The sequence below is a fragment of the Sphingosinithalassobacter sp. LHW66-3 genome (genome assembly GCF_050703275.1).
Lineage (GTDB): Bacteria > Pseudomonadota > Alphaproteobacteria > Sphingomonadales > Sphingomonadaceae > Sphingomonas.
Genome location: NZ_CP193482.1, coordinates 2,700,170 through 2,720,951, shown reverse-complemented (window position 1 = coordinate 2,720,951; position 20,782 = coordinate 2,700,170). Strand labels below are relative to the sequence as shown.

At 66.7% G+C, this 20,782-nt stretch carries 12 protein-coding genes; 7 read left to right on the top strand and 5 right to left on the bottom strand.

Annotated features, from left to right (window positions below):
* The first annotated feature begins 13 nt into the window (after positions 1-13).
* Genes ACQ450_RS13385 through ACQ450_RS13370 form a run of 4 tightly spaced genes read left to right on the top strand, consistent with a single transcriptional unit; the run spans position 14 to position 3,804 of the window.
* Entirely contained in the window at positions 14-901 is an 888-nt protein-coding gene (locus tag ACQ450_RS13385) for a crotonase/enoyl-CoA hydratase family protein (protein ID WP_431471230.1), read from the top strand.
* Positions 902-914: 13 nt separating this feature from the next.
* The gene (locus ACQ450_RS13380) at positions 915-1,565 is read left to right on the top strand and encodes a glutathione S-transferase family protein (RefSeq protein WP_431469640.1); all 651 of its coding nucleotides are present in this window, start codon (positions 915-917) and stop codon (positions 1,563-1,565) included.
* Positions 1,562-2,746 (top strand): acyl-CoA dehydrogenase family protein, encoded by a 1,185-nt coding sequence (locus tag ACQ450_RS13375; RefSeq protein ID WP_431469639.1) that lies wholly within the window; start codon positions 1,562-1,564, stop codon positions 2,744-2,746. Before ACQ450_RS13380 ends, ACQ450_RS13375 begins: the two co-directional genes overlap by 4 nt.
* The gene (locus tag ACQ450_RS13370) at positions 2,743-3,804 is read left to right on the top strand and encodes a phosphotransferase (protein ID WP_431469638.1); all 1,062 of its coding nucleotides are present in this window, start codon (positions 2,743-2,745) and stop codon (positions 3,802-3,804) included. Before ACQ450_RS13375 ends, ACQ450_RS13370 begins: the two co-directional genes overlap by 4 nt.
* Positions 3,805-3,823: 19 nt before the next feature.
* Here the strand turns inward: ACQ450_RS13370 and ACQ450_RS13365 are convergent, their stop codons facing one another.
* Entirely contained in the window at positions 3,824-5,002 is a 1,179-nt protein-coding gene (locus ACQ450_RS13365) for an acyl-CoA dehydrogenase family protein (protein ID WP_431469637.1), read from the bottom strand.
* Between the two features lie 80 nt (positions 5,003-5,082).
* Here ACQ450_RS13365 and ACQ450_RS13360 point away from each other — a divergent pair, with 80 nt between their 5' ends.
* A complete protein-coding gene (locus tag ACQ450_RS13360; protein WP_431469636.1) occupies positions 5,083-6,225 on the top strand; it encodes an acyl-CoA dehydrogenase family protein in 1,143 nt (380 codons plus the stop codon).
* A gap of 9 nt (positions 6,226-6,234) precedes the next feature.
* Here ACQ450_RS13360 and ACQ450_RS13355 read toward each other — a convergent pair whose 3' ends face one another.
* The 3 genes from ACQ450_RS13355 to ACQ450_RS13345 are packed head-to-tail and all read right to left on the bottom strand — an operon-like array spanning position 6,235 to position 9,270.
* Complete coding sequence (locus ACQ450_RS13355) at positions 6,235-7,467, bottom strand: acyl-CoA dehydrogenase family protein (RefSeq protein ID WP_188054207.1); 1,233 nt, start codon at positions 7,465-7,467, stop codon at positions 6,235-6,237.
* A gap of 1 nt (position 7,468) precedes the next feature.
* Positions 7,469-8,464, bottom strand: a complete 996-nt coding sequence (locus ACQ450_RS13350; protein ID WP_431469635.1) for an NAD(P)H-dependent flavin oxidoreductase — start codon at positions 8,462-8,464, stop codon at positions 7,469-7,471.
* 53 nt (positions 8,465-8,517) lie between these two features.
* Positions 8,518-9,270 (bottom strand): SDR family NAD(P)-dependent oxidoreductase, encoded by a 753-nt coding sequence (locus tag ACQ450_RS13345; protein WP_431469634.1) that lies wholly within the window; start codon positions 9,268-9,270, stop codon positions 8,518-8,520.
* Between the two features lie 71 nt (positions 9,271-9,341).
* On the opposite strand from ACQ450_RS13345, the gene ACQ450_RS13340 reads away from it, so the two are divergent.
* Together ACQ450_RS13340 and ACQ450_RS13335 are read left to right on the top strand one after the other, a co-directional pair.
* Positions 9,342-11,414, top strand: a complete 2,073-nt coding sequence (locus ACQ450_RS13340) for a 3-hydroxyacyl-CoA dehydrogenase NAD-binding domain-containing protein (RefSeq protein WP_431469633.1) — start codon at positions 9,342-9,344, stop codon at positions 11,412-11,414.
* A gap of 21 nt (positions 11,415-11,435) precedes the next feature.
* Positions 11,436-12,578, top strand: a complete 1,143-nt coding sequence (locus ACQ450_RS13335; RefSeq protein WP_188054203.1) for an acyl-CoA dehydrogenase family protein — start codon at positions 11,436-11,438, stop codon at positions 12,576-12,578.
* Between the two features lie 486 nt (positions 12,579-13,064).
* Here ACQ450_RS13335 and ACQ450_RS13330 read toward each other — a convergent pair whose 3' ends face one another.
* Positions 13,065-20,762, bottom strand: coding sequence for an Ig-like domain-containing protein (locus tag ACQ450_RS13330; RefSeq protein WP_431469632.1), 7,698 nt, complete (start codon positions 20,760-20,762; stop codon positions 13,065-13,067).
* Positions 20,763-20,782: the final 20 nt, after the last annotated feature.

Here is a 20,782-nt window from a genome sequence, read left to right as displayed (position 1 = left end):
CCGGACCGCGGCCATGACCTACGAGCAAATCCGCTACGAAGTCGCGGATCATGTCGCCACGCTGACGCTTGATCGCCCGGACAAGATGAACGTCTACTCCGTCCGGATGATGGAGGAGATGATCGACGCATTCGATCGCGCCGATGCCGACGACGATGTTCGCGCGATCATCGTCATCGGATCGGGGCGCGCATTCTGCGCCGGGGCGGACCTGGAAATGGGGGCAAAGGTGTTCGATGCGGCGGGCCAACCAGGGTCCCCGATCCGCGCAGACGGAACGATCGACTATGCCACCGAAAGCGCGCGTGACTATGGCGGGCGGCTGACGCTGCGCATCTTCGAATGTCTGAAGCCCGTTATCGGCGCGATCAACGGCGCCGCCGTCGGCATCGGCGCGACGATGCTGCTGCCGATGGACATTCGCATTGCCAGCGACCGCGCGAAATTCAGCTTCGTCTTCGCCCGGCGAGGGATTGTGCCCGAAGGCGCCTCGATGTGGTTCCTGCCACGGATCGTCGGAATCGCGCAGGCGCTCGACTGGACACTCAGCGGGCGCATCTTTCCGGCGGACGAGGCGCTGGGCGGCGGGCTGGTCCGCGACGTCGTCCCAGCCGACGCGCTGCTCGATACCGCGCAGGCGATCGCGACCGAGATCGCCGCGAACGCCGCGCCGGTCTCGGTCGCCCTCACTCGGCAGATGCTGTGGCGGGGCCTGGGCATGGCGCATCCGATGGAGGGGCACCGGATCGACAGCCGCGGCGTGCTCGCCCGCGGTCGCAGCGCCGATGCGATCGAGGGCGTGACGGCGTTCCTTCAGAAGCGCGAGGCGAATTTCCCGAACCGCGTTTCGGCCGACATGCCCGATTTCTTCCCCTGGTGGGACGAACCCGAATATCGCTGAGGATCCGACCGACATGATCACCGTCCACCACCTGAACCATTCCCGGTCGCTGCGTATCCTGTGGCTGCTCGAAGAGCTGGGCCTGGCCTACGAACTGGTCGAGCATGCTCGCGATCCCGCCACCCGCCTTGCCCCGCCGTCGCTCGAGGCGGTGCATCCGCTCGGCAAGTCGCCGGTGCTGGTCGCGGACGGGCAAACGGTATTCGAGTCCGGCGCAATCATCGCCTTCGTCCTGCGCCGATATGGCGAGGGCCGGCTGACGCCGCCCGTCGGCAGCGCGGAGTATGACGCCTATGAGATGTGGCTTCACTATGCCGAAGGGTCGGCGATGCTGCCGCTGATGCTCAACCTCTATGTCACGGCGCTCGGAGGGGAGACCGACATTCTGCGCTGGCGGATCGACAGCGAGCTTGCCCGGCACCTGGGGTATATCGAGACACAGCTGGCAACGACCGACTATCTTGTCGGCAGCGACTTCACCGCAGCCGACATCCAGATGAGCTTCATCGGGGAAATGGTACGCGCGATGCCGCTGAGCGGCGACTATCCGGCCATCGCGCATTGGCTGGAGCGGATCGAGGCACGCCCCGCCCATGCGCGTGCAGTCGAGCTCGGCGGTGCCAACCGGCTCGCCGCCCATACTAACCGGAGCGCCCCCGAATGACCGAACCGACCGGCAACAGCAGCCGCGCCCCGGCTATCGCGGAGCGTGTCGCCGTCTTCGTCCGCGAAACGGTGGCTCCCTATGAACGCGATCCGCGGTGCGGGCCGCACGGACCGAGCGAGGAGCTGGTCGCGGAACTGCGCGATCTGGCGAGGCAGGCGGGTCTGATGACGCCGCACATCCTGGACGATGGCACCCACCTGACACATCGCGAGACTGCCATGGTGTTCCGCGCGGCGGGGCTGTCGCCGCTCGGCCCGGTGGCAGTGAACGGCGCCGCGCCTGACGAGGGCAATATGTTCCTGCTCGGCAAGGTCGCGAGCGAGGAGCAGAAAGCGCGTTTCCTCGCCCCCATGCTGACCGGCGAGGCGCGTTCGGCCTTCTTCATGACCGAACCGGCAGAGGATGGCGGGGCTGGCTCCGACCCCTCGATGCTGCAAACGACCGCGCGGCGCGACGGCAATCATTGGGTGATCGAAGGGCGCAAGGCGTTCATCACCGGCGCCGACGGCGCGACGGTGGGCATCGTGATGGCGAAGACCGAGGAAGGCGCGACGCTGTTCCTCGCCAACCTGCCCGACCCCGCGATCCGAATCGAACGCGTGCTCGACACGATCGACAGTTCGATGCCCGGCGGGCACAGCATCGTCACTATCGACAAATTGCGCGTGCCGGCCGATCAGATACTCGGCGAAGTCGGCGAAGGATTTCGCTATGCGCAGGTACGGCTCGCCCCCGCCCGCCTTACGCACTGCATGCGCTGGCACGGCGCGGCGTCCCGTGCGCACGAAATCGCCTGCGCCTATGCGGTGAAGCGCCACGCATTCGGCAGGATGCTGATCGACCATGAAGGCGTCGGCTTCATGCTCGCCGAAAACCGGATCGCGCTGAAACAGGCCGAGCTGATGATAGACTGGTGCGCCAATGTGCTAGATTCGGGCGCGCCCGGCACCACCGAAAGCTCGATGACCAAGGTGGCGGTCGCCGACCTGCTGTTCGCCGTCGCCGATCGCTGTGTTCAGGTGATGGGCGGCACCGGCGTCTCGGGCGACACCATCGTCGAGCAGGTGTTCCGCGAAATCCGCGCCTTCCGCATTTATGACGGCCCGACCGAGGTGCACAAATGGAGCCTCGCCAAGAAGATCAAGCGCGAGACCCTCGCGGCGCAGGAACAGGCGTGAGCAGCGCTGCCGACAGCTTCACCGGAACGCGCGAAGTCCGCGAAGCGCATCGCTTCGACGAGGCGCGACTGGCCGGGTGGATGGCGGCGAATGTGGAAGGCTATGCGGGACCGCTGACCGTCACGCAGTTCAGGGGCGGGCAGTCCAACCCGACGTACCGGCTCGACACGCCCGCCCGCGCCTATGTGCTGCGCCGCAAGCCGCCGGGGCAGTTGCTAAAGGGTGCACATGCCGTCGAGCGCGAGGCGCGGGTGATGGCGGCGCTGGGCGGTAAGGGTTTTCCGGTGCCGCGCATTTTCGGCCTGTGCACCGATGAAGATGTCATCGGCACCTGGTTCTTCGTGATGGAGCTGGTCGACGGGCGAATCTTCTGGGACTCGACCTTTCCGGACGTGCCGCGCGAGGAGCGGGACGCGTACTTCAACGCGATGAACGTTACGCTGGCGCAGCTTCATTCGATCGATCCCGACGATGCGGGCCTGGGCGATTATGGGCGCAAAGGCCAGTATATCGAGCGACAGATCGCCCGCTGGACCCGCCAGTATCGCGAAGACGAGGCCGCGGGCCGGATCGACGCAATGGACCGGCTTGCCGACTGGCTACCGGAAAACCTCCCGCCCGAACAGGAAACCCGCGTCATTCACGGCGATTTCCGCGCCGACAACATGATCTTTCACCCCAGCGAGCCCCGCGTGCTGGCGGTGCTCGACTGGGAATTGTCGACGCTCGGCGACCCTCTGGCCGACTTCACCTATCACCTGCTGATGTACCGGCTGCCCAGCCACATGCTCGCCGGTCTTGTCGGCGCCGACCTCGACGCGCTGGGCGTACCGTGCGAGGCCGACTATGTCGCCGCCTACTGCCGCCGCACGGGGCGCGAGAGCATTCCGGCGCTCGACTTCTACGCGGCGTTCAACATGTTCCGCTTCGCCGCGATCCTGCATGGGATCAAGGGACGGATGATCCGCGGCACGGCGGCGTCGGCGGACGCCGAACGGATGGTTGCGACGCTTCCGGAATTGGCGGAGATTGGTTGGCGTCAGGCCGGGGGTAAGTGACCGCGCCCGCAAGTCCCGGCTATCGACTACCTTCGATCATCCGCCACAGAATGTTCTTCTGTATCTCGGTCGTTCCCCCGTAGATGCCTCCCGCGCGCTCGAAGAGATAGTTGGCGGTCCACAGCACGGCCTCGGGTGGTAGGGTGGCAAGCCGTTCCGCCCATCTCCCGTCGAGGCGCGGCACGAACGCGCCCGCGGCGGGGCCGGCGAGCCGCAGGCCGAGCGTGGCGATCCGCTGGGCAAGCTCGGTCGCTTCTATCTTGAGCGACGCGGCATCGGCCAGCGCGGCGTCGTCACCCAACCCCAGCAGCCGGAGGACCCGCACTTCGAGCATGTCCACCGCCACCCGGCACGCCGCCGCCTCCTGCGCGATCGCCGAAGCCTCGCCGCCCAGCGCCATGCGCTGCGCCCAGCCCTCCAGAAGATCGAGGTCCGCACGCTTGCGGGCGACGTGCGCGTAGGAAATCCGCTCGTTGCGCAGCAGCGCATTGGCATAACGCCATCCCGCGCCCTCCTCGCCGATCCGCTGGTCGAGCGGCACTTCCACATCGCGAAACTCGACCCGGTTGAGGTGGTGCACGCCGTCGAGCGTCACGATCGGGTGGACGGTGACGCCAGGGCTGTCCATTTCGATGCACAGGAAGCTGATCCCGCCTTGGCGCCGCGCCTCGCGCGAGGTGCGGACGAGGCAGAAGATCCAGTCCGCCCAATGCGCCTGTGTCGTCCATATCTTGGTGCCGGTCACGCGATACCGGTCGCCCGCCCGCTCCGCGCGCATCGACAGCGAGGCGAGATCCGAACCTGCCTCGGGCTCCGAATAGCCCTGTGCCCAGATCGATCGGCTCTCGAGGATATCGGGCAGCCAGCGGCGCTGCTGGTCCGGCGTCCCGAAGGTGTAGATCACCGGGCCGACATAGATGATTCCCATCGGGATGATCGGCGGCGCCCCCGCCCGCTCCATCTCCTGTTCGAACACATAGCGTTCGGCAGGAGTCCAGCCTGGGCCGCCATGCTCCTTGGGCCAAGCGGGCGCCAGCCAGCCGCGCGCATGAAGCGCCCGCTGCATTCGGATGTGGTCGTCCCGGTCCGGCACCGTACCGGCGCGCGTTTTCGCCAGCACGTCCTGCGGAAACTCATGGGCGAGGAAGTTGCGCACTTCATGGCGCAGCGCTTCGGCGGTGGCACCAAGGGCGGTCATGCCATCCTCTTCTTGCTTAATTAGTTAATTGAATGCATAACGCGGATCATGGCCGATGCAACAGGAAGGGGCGCCGGGGCGTGGATTTCGGGCTGAGCGACGAACAAGCGATCCTGAAGGAGATGCTGGAGCGGTACCTGCGCGACAGCTATAGTTTCGAAACGCGCGGCAAGCGGCTTCGCGCGGGTGGTGCCGATGCGGCGCTGTGGCGCGACTTCGCCGAAACGCTCGGCATCCTCGCCGCGCCGCTGCCCGAACGGGTGGGCGGCATGGGCGGCGGCCCGGTGGAAGCGATGGTCGTGATGGAAGCGCTCGGCGAAGCGCTGGTCTTTGCGCCCTATTTGGAAACGGTGGTGATATCGGGTGGCCTGCTCTCCGGTGTCGGCGGCGAGACGGCGGACGCACTGCTCGCGCGGATCGCCGCCGGTTCGGCTCAGGTCGCGCTTGCTCATGGCGAGCCGCGGAGCCGCTATACGCTGGCCCATGTCGATACGACGGCGGCGGCGGATGGCGATGGCTGGCTGTTGAACGGCACCAAGAGCGTCGTCGTCGGCGCGCCCGATGCCGATCAGCTGCTGATTTCGGCCCGCACCGGCGGGTCGGCGGGGGATCGCGAGGGCATTGCCCTGTTCCTTGCCGACGCTGGGGCCGATGGCATCACCCGCCATGACTATCGCCTGATCGACGAACGCCCCGCCGCCGACCTTGTCCTCACCGACCTGTGCCTGCCTGGCGATGCGTTGCTGACCGGCGAAGGCGACGCGCTGCCGCATATCGAACGCGCGATCGATGCGGGCACCGCCGGCGTGTGCGCCGAGGGCGTCGGCGTGATGCGCCGGATGATGGCGGACACGGTCGACTATACCCGGCAGCGGCGCCAATTCGGCCAGCCGCTGGCGAGTTTCCAGGCGCTGCAACACCGCATGGTCGACATGTACATGGCGCTGGAGCAGGCAGTCTCGGCAAGCTTTCTCGCTACGCTGAACCTGAGCGCACCCGATGCGGAGCGCACCCGCGCCGTTTCCGCCGCGAAGGCGACACTCGGCGAATCGCTCCGTTTCGTGGGGCAGAATGCGGTCCAGCTTCACGGGGCGATGGGGATGACCGAGGAGCTGGCCGTCGGCCATTATTTCAAGCGCGCGACCGTAATCGAACAGCAGTTCGGCACCGTCGATCATCACCTCGCCCGCTACTCGTCGCTCGGCCGTTCGAAAGCCGCCTGAACGAGAAGGTCAGAGGCCGAGCACCATCTTGGCGAGAATGTTGCGCTGGATTTCGTTCGATCCGGCGTAGATCGATCCCGCCCGCTCGTTGAGATAGCGCAACGGCGCCAGCGCCTGCCATGCCGCCCCGACGACATGGCCGTCCTTCGGTGGAGTGAAGTACGGCGTCGGTCCACCCGGCATCGCAGCATGCGGCTGATAGACGCTTCCCGCCGGACCGGCCGCCTCCAGCGCAAGCTCGCTCAGATGCTGGGCCAGTTCGGTGCCGAGCACTTTCATCATCGACGACAGGGCACCGACACTGCCGCCCCGGGACGCCTGGGAGAGCAGCCGCATTTCGAGGATTTCGAGCGTATCTACGCGCGCGCGCGCTGCCGCGAGCTTGTGCGCGAATGCCGGATTGTCGATCAGAGTCCCGCCTTCGCCCGTGTGCATTTCTGCGGCCTCGGTGGCGATCCGGTCCGCACGCGCGTGAAGCGCAGGCGCATAGGCACTTCCGCCACGTTCGAATTCCAGCAGGTATTTGGCGACGCCCCAGCCCTGGTCCACCGCGCCAAGCACGTTGGATTGCGGCACGTGGACATTGGTGAAGAACACCTGCGCCTGCACTTCCTCGCCCGACGTCATGAGCAGAGGACGCACTTCGATCCCCGGATCGTCCATTTCGATGAGGAGGAACGTGATCCCCTGCTGAGGGCGATCGAGCTTCGACGTGCGGACCAGCGCGAACATCCAGTTCGCCTCGGCCGCGTGAGTCGTCCAGATTTTCGATCCGTTCAGCACGAAATCATCGCCGTCCGCGACCGCAGCCATTTGGAGCGAGGCGAGATCCGACCCCGCACCCGGTTCCGAATAGCCTTGGCAGAAGAACACTTCGCCGGTGAGGATGCGGGGCAGGAAGAATGCCTGCTGTTCGGGGGTGCCGAACCGCATAATAACGTGCGCCACCATGTGGATGCCCATCGGCGACAGCGACGGGGCTCCCGCCTCTATCATCTCGCGATCGAACAGGTAATGCTGCGCAACGCTCCAGTCCTGCCCGCCATGTTCTGGGGCCCAGTGCGGCGCTGCCCACCCGCGCGCGTGGAGGCGGCGCTGCCATTCCATGCTCGCTTTGTGGTCAGGATAGACGCTGGTCGCCATGCGCCCGGCCTGCGCCAGTTCCGGCGTCAGTTCGTCAGCGATGAAGGCGCGGACTTCGTCGCGAAACGCCAGTTCCTCGGGGCTCCAATTCAGGTGCATGTCAGAGTGCCGCCACGGCTTCGTCCGCCACCATGGCGCGGAGCCGCCGAGCTATGATCGCCTCGGCGTCGGCAACGATCCGGGCGACCAGGTCGCGCACGCTCGGAATATCGTGAATCAGGCCCTGCACTTGCCCGGCGGTCCAGATGCCGTGATCGAGGTCGCCGCTATCCAGCCCCTGCTTGCCGCGCGCGCCCTTCACCAGGTGCGCGATCTCCTCGAACGGCTTGCCTTCCGCTTCCGCCGCCAACACCGATTCGGCGATCGCGTTGCGCGCCACCCGCGCGGTGTTGCGAAAGCTGCGGAAGATCAGCGCCGTTGCCCGTTCGTCGTTCGCAACCATCGCTGCCTTGAAATTCTCGTGAATCGGCGCCTCCTTCGTCGCGCAGAAACGGGTGCCCATATTGATCCCGTCCGCACCGAGCGCGAGCGCCGCGGCCAGTCCGCGCCCGTCGCCGAACCCGCCCGAGGCGAGCATCGGGACCGACACCCTGTCCGCCGCCGCGGGGATGAGGATCAGGCCCGGGATGTCGTCCTCCCCCGGATGGCCCGCACATTCGAACCCGTCGATCGAAACCGCATCGACTCCCATCCGCTCCGCCGACAGCGCATGACGAACGGCAGTGCATTTGTGGATCACCTTCACGCCGTGCGCCTTGAAATGATCGACATGCTCCTGCGGCTTGTATCCTGCCGTCTCGACGATCCCGATCCCGCTTTCGATGATCGCCGCACGATATTCGGCATAAGGGGGCGGGCTGATCGACGGCAGGATCGTCAGGTTGACGCCGAACGGCCGGTCGGTGCTGTCGCGCGTCCGGACGATCTCCTTCGCCAGTGCCTCGGGCGTCGGCTGGGTCAGCGCAGTGAGGAAACCCAGCGCGCCCGAATTGGCAACGGCCGCAACCAGTTCAGCCGTGCCCACCCACATCATTCCGCCCTGGACGATGGGATGGTCGATCCCGAATGCCTCGGTAAAGCGGGTTCTCAGCATCATCCTCTCCCGGCACGGCTCACGGTGGATGCTATTAGTTATTTGCACAGTTAAGTCTAGAGTGTCTGTCCGTCGTCGATCGTGAAGACCCCGCCCGTGCTGTACCTGCTGGCATCCGAGGCGAGGTAGACCAGGATCGAATCGAGCGCATCATTGCCCATCAGGCGCCGCCGGGGCCATTTGGCGATCTGCCGCTTCCCCCCTTCGGTATCGAACCAGTCGGAGTTGAGCTCGGTGCGGATGTAACCGGGGCAGAGGATGTTCAGGTTGACCCCCTTGTTTGCCCAGTCACGCGCCAGCACGCGCCCGAGTTGCAGCACCGCCGCCTTGGACGCGCTGTACAGCGCGAGACCGGGAGAAACCGACTGCGCCGTGATCGACGAGATCAGCACGATCCGGCCATTCGAGCCGCCGGCGGCGATCATCCGGCGTGCACCTTCCCGTGCGGTCAGAAATGCGCCGCGCACGTTGACGGCCATCACCTGATCGAGCGCATCGACGGGCACGTTCAGCGCCGGACCTTCAAGGTTCATCCCGGCATTGGCGATCACCGTATCCACTGCACCGAATTCCGTCTCCGCCGCCGCATAAGCCGCCTGGACGGAGGCTTCGTCGGTCACGTCCATCGCCACCGCGACTGCCGTGCCGCCATCCGACCGGATTTCCGAGCAGAGCTGGTCGAGCATTGCCGTACGTCGCGCAGCCAGCACCACCCGTGCACCCTGCCCGGCCAATATCCGCGCAAAACGCGCGCCCAAGCCGGAGGATGCTCCGGTCACCAGTGCCACGCGGCCTTCCAATCTCTCCACCACCACCTCCTTGATTAATTGAGTAGTTAGTCCGATAGCGCCCTAGCGCAAAGATGGACGGAGAGACAGGGATGGAACTCAATCCGGTGGCAAGACTGGAGATCGACGACGGCGTCGCGGTCCTGACGCTCGATTCGCCACCCGTAAATGCGCTGTCTGCCGATGTCCGCGAAGGACTTCAGCTCGGCTTTGAATCGGCGCTCGCCGATCCCCAGGTGCGTGCCATCGTCCTAGCCTGCGCGGGGCGCACGTTCATCGCCGGCGCCGACATTCGCGAGTTCGACGATCCCTCTCCGCGCGGCCCCAACCTTCACCAGGTCCAGGCCCTGATCGAGTCGTCCCCGAAACCCACCGTCGCCGCGCTCCATGGAACCGCGCTGGGTGGCGGGCTGGAGGTAGCACTAGTCTGTCATTTCCGGGTCGCCGTGCCGTCCGCGAAGCTGGGCCTGCCCGAAGTCGCGCTTGGCCTCCTGCCCGGCGCCGGCGGTACGCAGCGGCTGCCCCGGATCACCGGCGCGGCGACCGCGCTCGACATGATCGCGCTCGGTCGCCCCGTCTCCGCATCGAAGGCCCATGCAACCGGGCTGGTCGACGAGATCGTCGCAGAGGGTACCCTGGTCGAACAGGCAGTGGCATTTGCGCGCGCTGCGGCCGACGAAAATCGCCCGCTCATCCGGGTACGCGACCGGACGGAGGGGCTGGAGCTGGAATCGGGGCCCGAGCTCTTCGCCGCATTCAGGCAGAAACACGCGCGCGCCTTTCGCGGCCTCAAGGCGCCCGAAAACATCATCCGGACGATCGAGGCGGCGGTCACGCTGTCGTTCGACGAAGGCATGAAGCGCGAGGCGGCGCTGTTCGCCGAACTGTTCTCCAGCCGGGAAGCAGCGGCGCAACGCTACCTCTTCTTCGCCGAGCGCGAAGCGGCGAAGGTGCCGGATATCCCCAGGGATACCCGGCAGATCGACGTCCGCACCGTCGGCGTGATCGGCGCCGGCACGATGGGCGGTGGCATCGCGATGAATTTCCTCAATGCCGGCATGCCGGTGACGCTGGTCGAGGCGAGGCAGGATGCGCTCGATCTCGGTGTCGCGACAATCCGGCGCAACTACCAGGTCACCGTCGACAAGGGGCGGATGAAGCCGGAGCAGCTGGAACGCTGCATGGCGCTGCTGACGCCGACCCTGGCGATGAAGGATCTGGGCGACGCCGATCTGATCATCGAGGCCGTGTTCGAAAAGCTCGAGCTGAAGCAGGAGATTTTCGGCAAGCTCGACGGGATCGCCAAGCCGGATGCCATCTTGGCGACCAATACGAGCTTCCTCGACGTCGATGCGATCGCGGCGTCTACGAAGCGTCCCGACCATGTCGTCGGCATGCACTTCTTCTCGCCCGCGAACGTGATGAAACTGCTCGAGGTCGTGCGGGGCAAGCTGACAGCGCCCGAGGTCGTGGCCACCGCGATGGGAATCGGCCGCCGCATCGGCAAGGTTGCGGTGCTGAGTCGCGTCTGCGACGGCTTCATCGCCAATCGCATGATGGCCCCGCGCATGGCCGCGGCCGAGGCGCTGCTGCTCGAAGGACCGATGCCCTGGGATGTCGATGCCGCGATCGTCGACTATGGCTTCGCGATGGGGCCTTTCGCGATGCTTGACCTTGTCGGCCTCGACGTCATCGGTTGGGACGCGGCGACCAGCAGCGGATCGACGGTCGTCGAAGTGCTCTGCGAGATGGGCCGCTGGGGGCAGAAGAAGCAGGGCGGCTTCTACGATTATGACGAGCAGCGCCGCGCGACTCCTTCGGAGGTCGCCGAAAATGTGATCCGGGATTTCCAGGCGAAATCCGGTTCGGCACCCCGCAGATTCGCGGCGCAGGAGATTGTCGAGCGACTGCTGTTCCCGGTTGTGAACGAGGGCGCGAAGCTGCTCGGCGAAGGCATCCCGATCCGCGCATCCGACGTCGATATCGCGCTCGTCTATGGCTATGGCTGGCCGGTCTACACGGGCGGTCCGCTGTTCTGGGCGGATACTGTCGGTCTCGACCGAGTCATCGCTGGTCTTCGGGAGACCGGCCGGACACCGGCCCCACTGCTTGTCGAGCTTGCCGAGAAGGGCCAGCCGCTGCACCAAGTCCGCAACGCTGGCTGACTGACCGGAGAGGAGAGAGACATGCTGAACACCGCCGATCGCACCGGCTACGACGAGAATCACGAGCTGTTCCGTGAACAGGTGCGCAAGTTCTTCGAGGCGAAGCTGATTCCCAATCTCGAACGCTGGGAAGAGGCCGGAATTGTCGATCGCGAATTCTGGCGCGCTGCCGGCGAGACCGGCCTGCTCTGTCCCACGCTTCCGGAGGAATATGGCGGGCTGGGCCTCGACTTCGGCTACAATGCCGTCATCGGCGAGGAGCTGGCCTATACGGGCTCCGCAGTCGGCATCACGCTTCAGTCCGATATCGTCGCCGACTACGTCCTTCACTACGGCTCGGAAGAGCAAAAGCGCGAGTGGCTGCCCAAGATGATCTCCGGCGAGGCGATCACTGCCATCGCCATGACCGAGCCGGGCACCGGCTCCGACCTCCAGGGCGTAAAGACCACCGCGCGTACGGATGGTAACCATTACGTGATCAACGGGTCGAAGACCTACATTACCAACGGCCAGAATGCCGACCTCGTCATCGTCGTCGCGAAGACCGATCCCGAACTGGGCGCCAAGGGGATCTCACTGATCCTGGTGGAAGCGACGCGCGAGGGCTTCGCGCGTGGGCGCAACCTTGATAAGATCGGCCAGCATTCGGGCGACACATCGGAACTGTTCTTCAACGACGTGCGCGTTCCGATCACCAACTGCCTGGGCGACGAAGGCAAGGGCTTCGTCTATCTGATGAGCCAGCTTCCCCAGGAGCGCCTGTCAATCGCGATCGGCGCACAGGCGGCTGCCCAGCGCGCGTTCGACGAAGGCCTCGCCTATGTGAAGGAGCGCAAGGCGTTCGGGAAAACCGTGTTCGACTTCCAGAATACGCGATTCGTCCTCGCCGATCTCGCGACCAAGCTTCAGGTCGGCTGGGCGCATATCGACTGGGCGTTGAAACGCCATGTCGAGGGCAAGCTGACGACCGCCGAGGCATCGGCGGCAAAGCTGTGGCACACCGAATTGCAGGGCGAGGTGTGCGACGCCGCGCTGCAACTCCATGGCGGGGCCGGCTATATGAACGAATACCCGATCGCCCGCTTCTGGCGCGATGCCCGCGTCAGCCGCATCTACGGCGGTACGAACGAGATCATGAAAGAAGTGATCGGCCGATCGCTATAGCGCACGAGTCTCCGCACCAGGGCGCTACGGACGCTGACATCTTCAACCGGAAGCCGAACTATGGGGCTGGAGGTCTCCGAGGTCCGGCGACTGAAGGAGCTGGAGAGCGAGAAAGCGAGAAAGCGAGAAAGCGAGAAAGCGAGAAAGCGAGAAAGCGAGAAAGCGAGAAAGCGAGAAAGCGAGACGGGTTCGCTGAAGACTTTGTGGCGCACCATCCCCCTCCACAACAAAGCACGACCACTTCGGAACGAGCCAATTCCGGGCTCCTCTAACCGCGTCCACGCGGCGCGAAGGCCGGGAACTCGCGCTTCGGTGGATCGACGCGTGCGGCCCTGACAAGGCGGGCCGGAGCGGCTTCTGGACCTATACCGGGTGGACCGCTCCAACTTCTGGTGAATCCCCGCGCCGCTGGGGGCGCGTTCGGTCGCGGGATCGGAACCTGTCTGATCATCCCCGAAGGTCGCCGATCGCCCGCCCGGTATTACGTCAGAACCGCTTCGAAAGCAGCATTCGCAAGGTGCCTGCCGTCATCCCGCTGCCGAACCGGGCGCCCGTTTCGAAGTCGAGGCCCCAGCCGGAAAGGAGAAGGAACCTGCTGCCGACGGTCAGCTGATATTGGTCGCGGGTCCAGTTGCGCGTCGCCAGGCTGTAGAATGCCGCTCCGGGGATATCGGCATAGTCGAGCCATTGCGGGTCCGCATCCTGGAACTCGTGGCTCCATTCGAACCGCAGCCGCGGCTGGACGGACACGTCTCCAAAGCGCTGTTCGGCCTCGATCCGCGCGCCGAGCGTGCCCGTCAGCGAGTCGAGGCTCCGCGCGTCGAAGCGGAGGTCGTACCGGCCCGCGCCCGATTCAACATAGGCGTCCAGATCCGCGTTCATGATCTCGCCCCGGCCATAGATCGACCAGCGGATCGAACCGCCCCCGCGGTCGATTCCCAGTGCGAGCGCCGCCACCGTGAACGCACCGTCGCGGCTGCCGAGCGCCACGCCGCGCGTCTCCTCGACCGTCCGCCGGGTCGAGAAGCTGAGATCGCCCACGCCGGCCATGCCGTCCACGAATGCGCCCTCGAACGGCGTCAGGCTGGCATAGGCCGCGAACAGGCTGCTCTGGCTGCGCACGCGCGCCGCCGATCCGCCGATCCAGCTGACATCATTGCCATAGCCGCCGCCGATGCCGAGCACCGCTCCCTCGGCCAGCACGATATCGGCGCCGCCGCTCAATCCCGTCGTGGTCGCCGTGATCTTCGAGCGGTCGCGAGTCGCATCCTGCGTTCCGATGTCGATGGCTCCGCCGCTCCACACCGCGACCGAACCCGGCTGGCGCCGCCCGTCGCCGGGGGCTGCATCGGCGCCATAGCCAGGCTCCTCGCCCGCTTGGCCGTTCGATTTCGCTGGAGCGACACCCACCGAGGATGTGCCCAGAAGACTGTCCGGTCGGTTGAGCATTCCGCCTCGATCGTAGCGGCCGGCGGGACTGTTCAGATAGGCGCCGATTGCCGGATCCTCCTCGCTCATCCGCATTCGCTGCGTGATGGCGAGCGCGGAATCGTCGGTGCCGGGCATCGCCTGGGGGAAAGCCCCTCCGTCGCGGGAATTGAGCGTCACGCCCATCGCTGAGCCGCCCGAGCCGCCGCCGTTGTGCAACTGCTCGGTGCGCCGCATGAAATTCGAGACCTGGCTGCGGGCGAAACGCCGAGTCGCCTCCGCCTGCGCGTCACTGATTCCGCGGACGTTCGGATCGGTGGTCGGATCGGGCCGCGCCGTCACCGTCACCGTCACCGTTGCGGGAGCCGAAGTCCCATAGGCGTTGCTCAGCGTATACTGCACGCTGATCGTGCCTCCGAAGCGATTGGCGGCGGTGACGTCGAGGCGATAGCCCTGGGTCGAGCCGGATCCGGTCGTCACGATCGTAGCGGTCGCCGCCGCTGCCGGGGTGACGGCAACAATGTTCGCCGCAGTGAACGGCCCGTTTGCGGCCCCCGCGGTGAGGTCCACCGATACCGTCTGGCCATCGCCGGTCGCTGCGCTGTGGGGGCTCGCCACCGGCGCTGCACCGACGACCTCGACCGTCACGGCAGCCGGCGAGGAAGTCCCGCCTGGCCCGACCGCCACGAAGGTGAAGCTGTCGGTTCCCACATAGCCGACCGCCGGCGTGTAGGTGGCGATTACGGTCGCGACGGCAAGCGCCCGGGTTCCCGAGCCGGCACTACCGGCGCCGGTGCTCTGCAACGTCACCGTGCCGTGCGCGGGCGGCGTGTCGATGCGGATCGTGTCATATTGGCCCGACACGAGCGCGGACAGATCGATCTGGACACTGCCGTTCGGATCGACCGGCGTGTTGCCAGTCACTGTCTCGCTGCCCGGCTGTGCCACCGGCGGGGGCGGCGCTGCCACCGTCAATCCGACCGTAGCCGCTGCCGAGGTCCCGCCGGGGCCGGTGGCGGTATAGGTGAAGCTGTCCGCACCCCAGTGACCCGCCGTGGGCACATAGGTGACCACAGTACCCGTGATCGTCGCCGTTCCGTGCGCCGGCGCGGATGCAATGGCGACGCTGGTGTAGACACCCGAAATCGAACTGGTGAGGTCGATCGTGGTACCCGCGCTATTGTATTCGACTGCCACGTCGCTGCGATCCGCAACCGTTGGCGGCGCAGGCACCGCCACGGTCAGCGTCACCGTCGCCGGAGCCGAGGTGCCGCCCGGGCCGGTCGCAGTATAGGTGAAGCTGTCCGCACCATAATAGCCCGCGGTGGGCGTATAGGTGACGATATTGCCCGACACGCTCGCCGTCCCGTGCGCAGGAGCGCTCGCCACCGCGATGCTGCTGTGGACGCCGCTGATCGAAGCCGACAGGTCGATCGCCGTACCCGAGCTGTTGTAGGGCACGTTGGCGCTCGCATCGACGACGCTCGGCGCAGCCGGCGTCGCCACGGTGATGCTCACCGTCGCCGGAGCCGAGGTGCCGCCCGGGCCGGTCGCGGTATAGGTGAAGCTGTCCGCACCATAATAGCCCGCGGTGGGCGTATAGGTGACAATATTGCCCGACACGCTCGCCGTGCCGTGCGCAGGCGCGCTCGCCACCGCGATGCTGCTGTGGACGCCGCTGATCGAAGCCGACAGGTCGATCGCCGTACCCGAGCTGTTGTAGGGCACCGTCGCGCTCGCCCCCGCGACTACGGGCGCCGGATAGCCGACGGTGATGGCCTGCTGCACCCGCGGTGCGGCGCCATAGTTGGCGTTGCCGGGCTGATCGGCATTCACCGTGCAGGTGCCGGCATCTGTGAAGCGCACCGTCCCGCCGGAGATGGTGCAGACCGCGCTCGAAGCGGGATCGATCGTGAAGACCACGGCCAGCCCCGAAGTCGCAGTTGCGGCGGGCACATAGGTGCTGCCCGGCGTGGCGGAGGAAGGCGGCGTCGATGTGAAGCTGAGGGTCTGACTTGCTTGCCCGACCGCGAAGCTCTGCTGGACCCGCGGCGCCGCGGTATAGTTCGAGTTGCCGGCCTGATCCGCGTTGACCGTGCACGTGCCGGTTCCAGTGAAGCTCACCGTCCCGCCTGCGATCGAGCATACGCCGCTCGCGGCCGGGTCGATTGTGAAAGTCACGGCAAGCCCGGAGGTCGCGGTCGCGGTCGGCGCATAGGTTCCGCCGAATACCGCCGCCGACGGAGGCGCCGAGGTGAAGGCGATGGTCTGGCTCGCCTCGCCTACCGCAAAGCTCTGCTGTGCCTGCGGCGCCGCGCCATAATTCGCATTGCCAGGCTGGTTGGCGTTGATCGTGCAAGTGCCCGCGCCCGTGAAGCTCACCGTTCCACCGGCAATGGTGCACACGCCGCTCGCGGCCGGATCGATCGTGAAGCTCACCGCCAGGCCCGAAGTGGCCGTCGCGCTCGGTGCATAGGTGCCGCCGAAGAGCGCAGGCGACGGAGGTGTCGAGGTGAAGCTGATCGTCTGGCTGGCCTGGGCCACCGTGACGGTCTGCTGTACCTGCGGCGCGGCACTGTAATTCGCGTTGCCCGCCTGGTTCGCGTTGATCGTGCAGGCTCCTGCGCCGGTGAAGGTCACCGTTCCGCCGGCGATCGTGCACACGCCGCCCGAGGCGGGATCGATCGTGAAGCTCACTGCGAGGCCAGAGGTCGCAGTCGCGCTCGGCGTATAGGTCCCGCCGAATGCCGCCGGCGCAGGAGGGGTCGAAGTGAAGGCGATGGTCTGGCCCGTTTGCCCGACGGCGAAGCTCTGCTGGGCCTGCGGCGCAGCGCCATAGTTCGCATTACCCGCCTGATTGGCGTTGATGGTGCAAGTGCCTGCGCCCGTGAAGGTCACAGTGCCGCCCGCGATCGAACATACGCCGCTCGCGGCCGGATCGATCGTGAAGGTCACTGCGAGTCCCGAGGTGGCCGTCGCGGCCGGCGTATAGGTGCCGCCGAAGTTCGCCGGGGACGGAGGCGTCGAAGTGAAGCCGATCGTCTGGCTCGCCTGAGCTACCGTGACGGTCTGCTGCACTTGCGGCGCGGCGCTGAAATTCGCGTTCCCCGCCTGATTGGCGTTGATGGTGCACGTGCCGACGCCAGTGAAGCTCACCGTACCGCCTGCGATGGCGCAGACCGCGCCGGCGGCGGGATCGATGGTGAAGCTCACTGCCAGGCCCGAAGTCGCCGTCGCAGTTGGCGTATAGGTCCCGCCGAAGCTCGCGGGCGAAGGAGGCGTCGAGGTGAAGCCGATCGTCTGGTTCGCCTGAGTCACGGTGACGGTCTGCTGTGCCTGCGGCGCGGCGCTGTAATTCACGTTGCCAGGCTGATTGGCGTTGATCGTGCACGTGCCGGCGCCGGTGAAGCTCACCGTGCCTCCCGCGATCGTGCAAACTGCGCCGGACGTGGCATCGATGGCAAAGCTCACCGCCAGACCTGACGTGGCAGTCGCGCTCGGCGTATAGGTGCCGCCGAAGACGGCCGGCGCGGGCGGCGTCGACGTGAACGAGACCGTCTGGCTTGCCTGAGTGACCGACTGGTTCGCGGAACCGCTGCTCGGTGCGTTGTTCGCGTCTCCCGAATAGGCGGCATCGACTGCGAAGGTTCCGGCCGTTGCCGGTGTGTAGCTGCAGCTTGCGGAGCTGCCTGCCACTGCAACGCTCGCGCACCCCGCGATCGGCGAGCCGCCGATGCTGAACGTCACGCTGCCGCTGGGCGAAGTGCCCGTGATAGTGGCCGTCGCGGTGACGGTCTGGCCGAAGGTCGAGGGGTTCGGAGCACTTGCCAGGCTCACCGAGCTCGCACGGGCAGCGATGCTGAGAGTCAGCGTGTTGCTGAGCTGGCTGAACGCGCCTGCGGGGCCGGCGCTGCTGTCGGTCACCGTCACGGTGAATGCATGATTTCCGGCTGTGCTCGGCGTTCCAGTGATGGTGCAGTTCGAATTCAGTGTCAGGCCGGGAAGCGTACCGCCCGCGAGCGCACAGCTATAGGGCGCAGTACCGCCGCTGGCTGTCACCGTCACGCCGGTGAGCGCCGTGTCCACCGTGCCGCTTCCGGCCAGCCCGATCGTGAGCGTCGGATCGCCGACGAGGACAGTCACCGTTGCCGGGGCGGAGGTGCCTCCGCCATTGCTGGCGGTGTAGGTGAAGCTGTCGTTGCCGCGGTAGCCGGCCGGCGGCGTGTAGCTCACCTGACCGCTGCTATCGATGCTCACCGAGCCGCCGCCGGACGTTGTCGCGGAGCCGACCGCATAGCCGGTCGGCGAGCCGCCGGTCACTTGCGCGGACAGGCTGAACGACTGCGGGGCCGCCGACCCCGAATTATAGGGCGCAGTGGTGCTGTAGGCGCCGGCGATCGGCGGAGCAGGCTGCGGCGTGACTGCGTTCGACGCGGCCGACGCCGGACCGGTGCCCTGCGCATTGGTTGCGGTGACGGTGAAGGTATAGGCTTGGCCGTTGGTCAGCCCGGTCACGGTGATCGGCGAACCGCTGCCGCTGGCGGTCGCGCCCCCCGGAGAGGCTGTCACGGTGTAGCCGGTAATCGCCGCGCCGCCGTTCGAGGCCGGGGCGGCGAAGCTCACTGTCGCCTGGCCGTCGCCCGCCGTCGCAGTCCCGATCGTCGGCGCGCCGGGAGCCGTCGCGGCGATCGTGAACGACTGCTGGACCTGCGGCGCGGCCGCATAGTTGGTGTTGCCCGACTGATTGCCATTGACGATGCAGGTGCCCGCACCGGTGAAGCTCACCGTCCCTCCCGCGATCGAGCAGGCGCCACTCGTCGAGCCGGCGTCGATCGCGAATGTCACCGGCAGGCCGGAAGTGGCGGTCGCGCTCGGCGCATAGCTGCCGCCTACGGTCGGACTTGCTGGCGCCGCTCCGAAGGTGATCGTCTGAGACGCCGGCGCGATCGCGAAGCTCTGCTGGGCCTGTGGCGCGGCATAATAGGAGGCGTCTCCAGACTGATTGGCATTGATCACGCAAGTGCCGACGCCGGTGTAGGTGACGACATTGCCTGCGATCGAGCAATAGCTCGTCGCGGCGGGATCGATCGTCAGCGTCACCGGCAGGCCGGACGTCGCCGTCGCAGTGACCGTATAGTTGCCGGTGTTGTACTGGGCAGCCGTCGGCGCGGTCGAATTGAACGCGATCGTCTGGTCCTGCTTCACCGTGAAGCTGCTGGTCGGCGAAGTGTTGGGCACTCCGTTGAGCGTCGCCACCGCGTAGACGGTATGCGAACCCGGCGCGAGCGGCGTCGGCTGCGCCAGGCTCCAGCTCGACCCGGCGACCGTGGCGGCACCGATGCTGGCGCCATCGACATGGACTTCGACGGTCGATCCGCTGGCGACCGTTCCCGAATAGGTCGGGCTGGTGCTCGATGCAGTGCCGCCATCGGCCGGCGAACTCACCGCGACAGCAGGCGGTGCGCGATATTCATACTGCGACGCCGCGCCGGTGCCGCTGGTCCCGCCCGGCGTGGTGACCGTGACGTTGACCGTGCCTGCGCTGGCCGGCCCCGGCACGGTGGCCGTGATCTGCGTGGCGGAATCAACGGTGAAGCCGCTCGCGGCGGCTCCGCCGAACTGCACGCCGGTTGCGCCGCTGAGATCGGTGCCGGTGATGGTGACCGTGTTCTCGCCCGCCGTCGAACCGAAGGCGGGGCTAAGACCCGTGACGGTCGGCGCCGGAATATAGGTGAATCCGCCCGGCACGGCGCCGCTGGTGCCGCCGCCGGTCGTCACGGTGACGGCCACATTGCCGGCCGATTGAGCGGGAGTCGTAAAGCTCAGCGATGTCGCACCGGCGACGGTGACGCTGCCGGCGGGAAGCGTCGTTCCCCCGATCGTCACGCTGGTCGCGCCCGCGACGAACCCGGTGCCGGTGATCGTAGCGATGGTGCCGCCGGAGGCCGGGCCACTCGTCGGTGATATCGAGGTCGCTGTCGGCGCGGCGAGATAGGTGTAGCCGTTCGCCAGCGAATCGCTTCCGCCCGGGGTGGTCACCGCCACCGCGACTGCACCCGCGGCATGCGCAGGAGTGGTCACGCTGAGCGAATTGCCGTCGCCGGCGACGGTGATGCCCGTCCCCGGTGTGCCGCCGAAGGTCACGGAAGTGGCGCCGGTGAGATTCGAGCCGTTCACCGTAACCAGCGCGTTCCCACTGGCCGGGCCGGAATCCGGTGAGACGGAGGAGACGGTCGGCGCTCCGCCGGAGCAGGATGCATCGATCAAGATCGTCGCCGCCGGCCCGTTGTTCGTCTCGCGAGTGGTGACGCCGACCATCGCCGTGTCGCTCGCGAAGGTGTAGGTGAGCGTGTACGTGCCGTCAGCCGAGATATTCTGAACGACTGGAGCAAAGGAGCTGCTGCCGCTACCTGTCTCGAGGCGAAGGTTGATCGTGTTGCTGTTCGCCGAGGAATAGCTGGTGACGTTGAACGTGACCGTCACGGTCTCGCCCGCCGCGAAGCTGTACGAAGCCGTCGCGTCGGGCGCATAGATGGTGTCGCTGAACTGCGACGTGTTGCTCCACGCAGAGTTCCGGATCGCCGTTCCGGTTCCCGTTGCAAATGAAAAACGTCCGCCCGACCAAGTCGTGGAACCGCCATAGGTAGCGGTGGCGGTGAAATCGAGAATGCCGCTCTGAATGGCGCTGCAGGCAGAACTCTGCGCCGACGCGACCGTCGGCATCGCCGCCAGGCACAGGAGGGGCGCAGCCGCCACCGCGCGCCGGACAGCGCGGC